The sequence below is a fragment of the Micromonospora sp. NPDC049891 genome (genome assembly GCF_040660295.1).
Classification (GTDB): domain Bacteria; phylum Actinomycetota; class Actinomycetes; order Mycobacteriales; family Micromonosporaceae; genus Micromonospora.
In genome coordinates this window covers 1-7070 of record NZ_JBFAML010000058.1, presented here as the reverse complement: position 1 = coordinate 7070, position 7070 = coordinate 1, and the positions used below count along the sequence as shown (strand labels likewise).

Here is a 7070-nt window from a genome sequence, read left to right as displayed (position 1 = left end):
ACACCTACCGCAACGTGGTCAACGACTGCCTCGCGGTCCCGCGCTGCAACGGCATCACCGTGTGGGGCATCCGGGACAGCGACTCGTGGCGCTCCGGCGGCACCCCACTGCTGTTCGACAACAACGGCAACAAGAAGCAGGCGTACACGGCCACCCTGGACGCGCTGAACAGCGCCAGCCCCGGGCCGACCCCCACGCCGACCACCCCGGGGCCCACCCCCACCACGCCGGGGCCCACCCCCACCGCTCCGCCCGGCTCCGCGAGTGAGATCGTCGGCACCCAGTCCAACCGGTGCATCGACGTACCGAACGCCTCCCGCGACAACGGAGTTCGGGTTCAGCTCTACGACTGCAACAAGCAGACCAACCAGGCATGGACCTACACCGCCAACAAACAACTACAGGTGTACGGCAACATGTGCCTCGACGCGGCCGGCTCCGGCAACGGCGCCGCAGTCCAGATCTACAGCTGCCACAGCCAGACCAACCAGCAGTGGAACGTGAACTCCAACGGCACCATCAGCGGCGTCCAGTCCGGGCGATGCCTGGACGTCTGGAGCACCGCCAACGGCGCACAGGTTCAGCTCTACGACTGCCACGGGCAGACCAACCAGCAGTTCCGGCTCGTCTCCCTCGGCGGTGCCAACCCGACGCCGACGGCTACTCCGACGCCCACGCCCACGCCCACGCCCACCGGCGGTACCTGCAATCTTCCGTCGTCGTACCGGTGGTCGTCGACGGGTGCGTTGGCGCAGCCGAGGTCGGGTTGGGTGTCGTTGAAGGACTTCACGCACGCGCCGTACAACGGTCAGCACCTGGTCTACGCGACCACCCATGACACGGGTACGACCTGGGGTTCGATGAACTTCGGTCTGTTCTCGAACTGGAACCAGATGGGTTCGGCCAGCCAGAACCAGATGCCCTTCGCCGCCGTCGCACCCTCACTGTTCTACTTCGCACCCCGCAACGTGTGGGTGCTGGCCTACCAGTGGGGTGGGCCGGCGTTCTCCTACCGCACCTCTACCGATCCCACAAACGTCAACAGCTGGTCGGCGCACCAGAACCTGTTCACCGGAAGCATCTCCAACTCCAGCACCGGCCCGATCGACCAGGCGTTGATCGGTGATGACCAGAACATGTACCTGTTCTTCGCCGGGGACAACGGTCGGATCTACCGGGCGAGCATGCCGATCGGGAACTTCCCGGGCAGCTTCGGGTCGAACTACACCACGATCATGACCGACACCACGAACAACCTGTTCGAGGGCGTGCAGGTGTACAAGCTCCAAGGCCAGCAGCGGTACCTGATGCTGGTCGAGGCGATCGGTTCGCAGGGCCGCTACTTCCGGTCGTTCACCGCCACCAGCCTGGGTGGCACCTGGACGCCGCAGGCCGCCACCGAAAGCAACCCGTTCGCGGGTAAGGCCAACAGTGGCGCGACGTGGACCAACGACATCAGCCACGGCGAGTTGATCCGGTCCAACGCCGACCAGACCATGACCGTGGACCCCTGCAACCTGCAACTGCTCTACCAGGGACGTTCCCCCAACTCCGGTGGCGACTACGGCCTGCTGCCCTACCGCCCGGGAGTACTGACCCTGCAACGCTGACGGCGTGCAGGTCCGGCTCGGGCACGGCCGGAGCGGGCGGGCTCGGCACAAGCCGAGCCCGCCCAACCCTCACACACCCCACCACCAGGAGGTACCGACAGTGCGACCGTACGCACACCACCCCCCGCCCTCGGGGGAAGCCCTTGCTGACCGAGTGTCCCCCGGCATTCGTGGACGCCTGCTCAAGCTCGCCGCGGCCGGGATGGCAGCCGCCGTCGGGTTGTTCACCCTGACCGTGGCGACCGGGTCGGCGTCGGCCGCCGACAACCCGTACCAGCGGGGCCCGGACCCCACCCGGACCAGCGTCACGGCAGTGAACGGCCCCTTCGCCAACACCTCCGTCAGCGTCCCGACCGGACACGGCTTCAACGGCGGCCGGATCTACTACCCGACCGACACCAGCCAGGGCACCTTCGGGGCCATCGCGATCTCGCCGGGTTACACCGCGCTGTTCTCCGCCGAACTGGCCTGGATGGGGCCGTGGCTGGCATCGCACGGCTTCGTCGTGATCGGCATCGAGACCAACAGCCGTAACGACTTCGACACTGCCCGCGGCACCCAGTTGCTCGCCGCGTTGGACTACCTGACCGGGCAGAGCCCGGTACGCGACCGGGTCGACCCGAACCGGTTGGCCGTCTCCGGTCACTCGATGGGCGGCGGCGGCGCGCTGAGCGCAGCCATGCGGCGGGCATCGTTGAAGGCAGTGGTCGGCATCACGCCGTACTCGCCGTCGTCGAACCTGGCCAACGACCGGGTACCCACGATGATCATCTCTGGGCAGGCGGACACGGTGGTCACCCCGTCCTACGCCCTCGGCCTGTACAACAGCATCCCGGCCACGACGGAGAGCGTCTACCTGGAGGTCGCCGGTGGGGACCACGGGTTCATGGTCGGACGGTCGAACCCGGTGCTGGTCCGGACCATGCTGCCGTTCTTGAAGATGTTCATCGACAACGACACCCGGTACAGCCAGTTCCTCTGCCCGCTGCTGGACAACAGCGGCGTGGTCACCTACCGCAGCACCTGCCCGTTGCTGCCGACGGACCCGACCACGCCGCCGACCGGTACGCCGACGCCGACCCCCACCAACAACCCGACCACGCCGCCGCCCACCTCACCACCCGGCTCCGCCAGCGAAATCATCGGCACCCAGTCCAACCGATGCATCGACGTACCCAACGCCTCCCGCAACAACGGCACCCGGGTTCAGCTCTACGACTGCAACAAGCAGACCAACCAGGCATGGACCTACACCGCCAACAAACAACTACAGGTCTACGGCAACATGTGCCTCGACGCCGCCGGCTCCGGCAACGGCGCCGCAGTCCAGATCTACAGCTGCCACAACCAGACCAACCAACAATGGAACATCAACTCCAACGGCACCATCAGCGGCGTCCAGTCCGGACGATGCCTCGACGCCTGGAGCACCGCCAACGGCGCACAGATCCAGCTCTACGACTGCCACGGGCAGACCAACCAGCAATTCCGACTCGCCCGCCTCGCATGACCATCCCGACCACCACACCGTGAAACCGGGCGGGCCCGGCACCACGCCGAGCCCGCCCGAAGGCGGCCACCTGCCGGGTTGGGCCACTGACGGCGGCCTGAAACCCATGGCAGCGACGCGTCGAACGAGCCGCTCGGATCATGACCACGCACGGTCGGCGGCAAATCCGTGAACTCGGCCCTCAGCGACGGTCACCGATCCGATTCATCACGGAGGACATCGCGCACCCGCATGAGCGCGAACCCCAGCAGGTTGCTTCCCTGCCACCGAGCCGGATCGGAGGCCCCAGGGTCGTCTCGAGTCAGGCCGATGCCCCAGATCCGGTCCATCGGGCTGGCCTCGACGAGAACCCGCCGTCCGGTGGCGAGCAGGAACGAGCGTAGTTCGGCGTGCTGTCCGAACTTGGCCAGGTTGCCGGCCACGACGATGTCGGAGCGGTGTACGTCCCAGGTCTGTTGATCGAAGCCGGCGACCCGGCCACCCAGATCCTTGGCCGCGTGCGGATGCGGAGCGGTGAGAACACGCTCGGCGATCGATTCATCACCGAACAACATGGCCTTGCGCCACATCATGTAGTGCTCCGCGGTCGCGAAGACGAACCCGTCAACCGCGAAGGGCGACGGCCACCACTGACTCAAACATCCGGCGCCGACGCTGCCGTCACGTTCCGGCTGGTGCCCCCAGAAGAACAGAAACCTGATCCGCTCTCCCCGTGCCTGTGCGGCGATCAGGTCGGTGACGCTCCGACATGAAGTCAGCATGATCGCGAGTGTGTGCCACCAGGACCTCAGCACGCCACACGTTTGTCGGCGGCAAAGCCAGGAGGGCGCTGGCAGTGGTCTGCGGGGAAAGCCGCCCACCACACCCTCGCCAAGATCCGCAAGAAGAGCCGCCGCCATCGCCCCAGCTTCGGCCGACAGCAGATACTCCCGTCCACCTCTGGCGCGGCACCTGGAGCGACTGGAAAGCCATCGGCGACACCCTCGGCTGACGGCACTCATCGGTCTTGAAGCCGGTTGGCCGGTACGGGTCCCTGGCCAGTCGCGCCTGTGCCTGCCTTTGGCCAGATTGCTCAGCACCCCGCCGATAGCAGGGGCGTCCGACGCACTAGCATTGCTGCGGTCTGTGGCGGCTGAAACGAGGCGAGATGCGTTGGCTCCGGCAGTTGCTGGGTAGCAAGCGGGTCCAGCTCGATCCAGGACGGCAGCAGGCACTGCTGCGGGATGTCCGACACCGTTACGGTGCCGGCTCCCCGGTCCGGTTTCCGGAGCAGGTCGAAGCGATCACCCGGATGTTGGACGACGATGACGGGCTGGTGGTGGCGGCCCGAATGGTGAGCGAGGCCGCCGACGAGGCTCATGCGGACCTGCAGGCCCAAGCCCACGACGTGTACCGACACACGGGCCGGCGACTCCTGGTGCACCGCCGGAACTACCGGCTGCTGTGGAAGGAGGCCGGACCGGCGCTGCGGTGGCCACTGTTCGCGTTGCCGTGCGGCCTGCACCCGTACGTGCAGGTGACCGCCGCCGTCGCAGTGGTCGGCAGCCGCGCGCCCCGGCTCGGCCAGGTGACCGACCCGGACCCGCTCCTGGCCCGCGTGTTCGAGGTGCTCGACCTCACCGTCATCGGCTGGGAGTACGGCCAGGTACGGGTGGACACCGATGCCGCAGCACTGGCCGACCGACTGATCTCGACCGCCGGGCAGGTTCTCGCGGCCATCGACGACCCGCCCCGGCTGCCGCCGCCGGTCCGCGAGGCGATGCGCCGCAACAACACCGTCGACGTTCACGATCCAACCGGCCCCCAGGTGGTCGGCGGCATCAATCTGGGCGCACGGATGCGGGAGAGTCTGTTGGTGTAGGAGTTCAGCGGGCATGCCCGCCCGGCCCCAGCGTTCGTCGGCCGTCGGCGCACCGTCGCCGAGGGGTACTGAGACGCGCAACGGTTGCCCGTCACCGGCTCGCACCGCTTCGACCAGATGCTGATCGGCAGCGTGGTTCATCGCTCGTCACTCTGCGGCGTCGGAAAACGCGCCGAGACGCAGCCGGGCCGCGATGTGGCCGGCGAACCAGGCGAAGAAGTGGCTGGTCGGGCTGAGGCCCGCGCGGACAGCGTCGCGCCAATCCGGCCGGTCGAGTACGGCAAGGTATCGCTGCACGATGTGGTCCCGCTGCTCGGCAGTGCAACCGCACCGGTTCGGAGCTTTGGCCGTCAGATAGTCGGCGATGATCGCCGCATCCACGTACCGGTCCGCTGTCGGCGGCTGCTCGGCGAGGTGAGCAGCATGCGCGGCCAGCACGACAGGTGCCGGCGGGTAGTGCTCAAGGGTCATGCCCATGCCACCGCAGTCGGCCATGACCCTCAGGAGCCGGCCGGTGTGATCGATCAGTTCGTCGTCGACATCGGCGCTGGTGATCGCTTCGTGTAGGTGCGCTGTGGTGGCGACCTGACCGGCGAAGTAGCCGTTGAGATAGTCGCCGTCGCAGGCATGGCGCAGCAGCCACGCCCGGGCACTGGCAGCGCCTTGTCGGCACAGCGCCTCGACGACGTAGACCCGACCCCAGCCAGCGACGCGCTCGGCGAGCCACAGCAGCGCATCCGTGCCTCCCCGGCGGCGTTGCAGCGCCTCTGCGGCCAACGGCCCGAACCAGTTCGACAGCAGACCGATGGTTTGGATCAGCGGGATGTCCTCCTCGGCCCCATCGGCGGTCAGCAGCGTGAGTCCGACCGTGACGGCATTGCGGTCGGTGCCGTGCCGCACCAGCCATCGGCCGGTCTGTCGCACTCGCTGCCGATCCGCGCGCAGCGCCGCGGCAACGATGTGGTCATTGCGATGGATCGGGACGTAGGCATCGCCGAAGGCGTCGACAAGCTCACTCGCCTGCGCGTCCGGCTGACTGAAGTGCCTGTCGAGGATGACGGCGACATCGGCCCCGTAGAGCCGCCGATCCCTTGCACGACGGGTTGACGGCCGCGAGCGGTGACGCTCGTCGTCCGGATACGGCTCACCGCCGCGAGGCAGAACACCATCGGGATGCTGCTGGTGGAGACGCAGCGCGTGTTCGAACAGAGTGATCCGGGGTCCGAGCAGTCCAGGCTCGGTCGTCACGCTCACCGGCGGACAGCGGACTCGATTCTCTCGATCATGAACGCGATGATCCCACCCTCGCGCACACTTCAGCAACGGCATCTGTCGCCTGTCAGTCCTTCTGAGGAGCGCCACGCCCGGCAGACGGAATCGATCAACGCCCCGAGCATTTGAGGAGCCCCGGCGACGGGGCGGGGCGAGCTGCCAGTCGCCGGCAGGAGACGGCCCCTTCAGGTGCCACGGCGGCGGCACCATCGAATTCCGTCGACGGGTCCGATGTTCCACTTGCCGCTGCCGGCAGGGCCGGAGCGGAGCCACCCGAACCTCAGCGAACAGACCGGGACCTGAGGGACGCTCGTCGCAGGAGCAACATCCGAGCAACCAACCGATCACAAGGGACTAACAGAAAAGGACCCGAACCGCGTTTCCCGCGGTTCGGGTCCTCATGATCTTGCGCCCCCCGAAGGGACTCGAACCCTAACCTTCTGATCCGTAGGTCGGCACGGTCCAGATCCAGTCGACCACATCGCTGACTTGGACGACCTGGACCGGGAGGCGCGCCGGCTGGCCAGGTCGTCGCCGCTGTGGGATCGCGGCCAGTAGGTGCTGTAGATGGTCGACTCCACCACACACAGGGAAGGTCGTCATCCGGGTGCGGGCCCCGACCCTGACCGGCAGGGCAGCCGCGCGCGCCGCAGTCCGGCCGCCTCCGCGCAGACGCGGATCCAGGCACCACGATGCGCGCCGTGGTGCCCGGATGCGGCTGGTGGTCAGGGTTTGAGGACGACCTTCTCGCAGTTGCCCTGCTTGTTCTTGAAGATCTCGAATCCGCGTTCCGCCTCGTCGAGAGGCAGGGTGTGGG

Annotated in this window: 5 protein-coding genes; 3 read left to right on the top strand and 2 right to left on the bottom strand. The window is 67.5% G+C overall.

All coding sequences use genetic code 11. The features are described 5' to 3' along the window. A partial coding sequence (locus tag AB0I71_RS32175) for a non-reducing end alpha-L-arabinofuranosidase family hydrolase (protein WP_357591110.1) occupies positions 1-1610 on the top strand: 1610 nt, incomplete at its 5' end. Between the two features lie 100 nt (positions 1611-1710). Then, the gene (locus AB0I71_RS32170) at positions 1711-3120 is read left to right on the top strand and encodes a ricin-type beta-trefoil lectin domain protein (RefSeq protein ID WP_357591108.1); all 1410 of its coding nucleotides are present in this window, start codon (positions 1711-1713) and stop codon (positions 3118-3120) included. A 191-nt stretch (positions 3121-3311) separates the two neighbouring features. Here the strand turns inward: AB0I71_RS32170 and AB0I71_RS32165 are convergent, their stop codons facing one another. Beyond that, positions 3312-3881 (bottom strand): NADAR family protein, encoded by a 570-nt coding sequence (locus AB0I71_RS32165; RefSeq protein ID WP_357591112.1) that lies wholly within the window; start codon positions 3879-3881, stop codon positions 3312-3314. Positions 3882-4267: 386 nt separating this feature from the next. Between AB0I71_RS32165 and AB0I71_RS32160 the strand changes: the two genes are divergently transcribed. Continuing rightward, a complete protein-coding gene (locus AB0I71_RS32160) occupies positions 4268-4981 on the top strand; it encodes a hypothetical protein (protein WP_357591106.1) in 714 nt (237 codons plus the stop codon). A 147-nt stretch (positions 4982-5128) separates the two neighbouring features. Here the strand turns inward: AB0I71_RS32160 and AB0I71_RS32155 are convergent, their stop codons facing one another. Continuing rightward, the gene (locus AB0I71_RS32155; protein ID WP_357591104.1) at positions 5129-6235 is read right to left on the bottom strand and encodes a hypothetical protein; all 1107 of its coding nucleotides are present in this window, start codon (positions 6233-6235) and stop codon (positions 5129-5131) included. Between the last annotated feature and the right edge of the window lie 835 nt (positions 6236-7070).

Bases quoted from the DNA above. Each gene is read 5' to 3' on its own strand.
- AB0I71_RS32160 (WP_357591106.1), top strand. From the start codon at position 4,268: ATGCGTTGGCTCCGGCAGTTGCTGGGTAGCAAGCGGGTCCAGCTCGAT.
- AB0I71_RS32165 (WP_357591112.1), bottom strand. From the start codon at position 3,881: ATGCTGACTTCATGTCGGAGCGTCACCGACCTGATCGCCGCACAGGCA.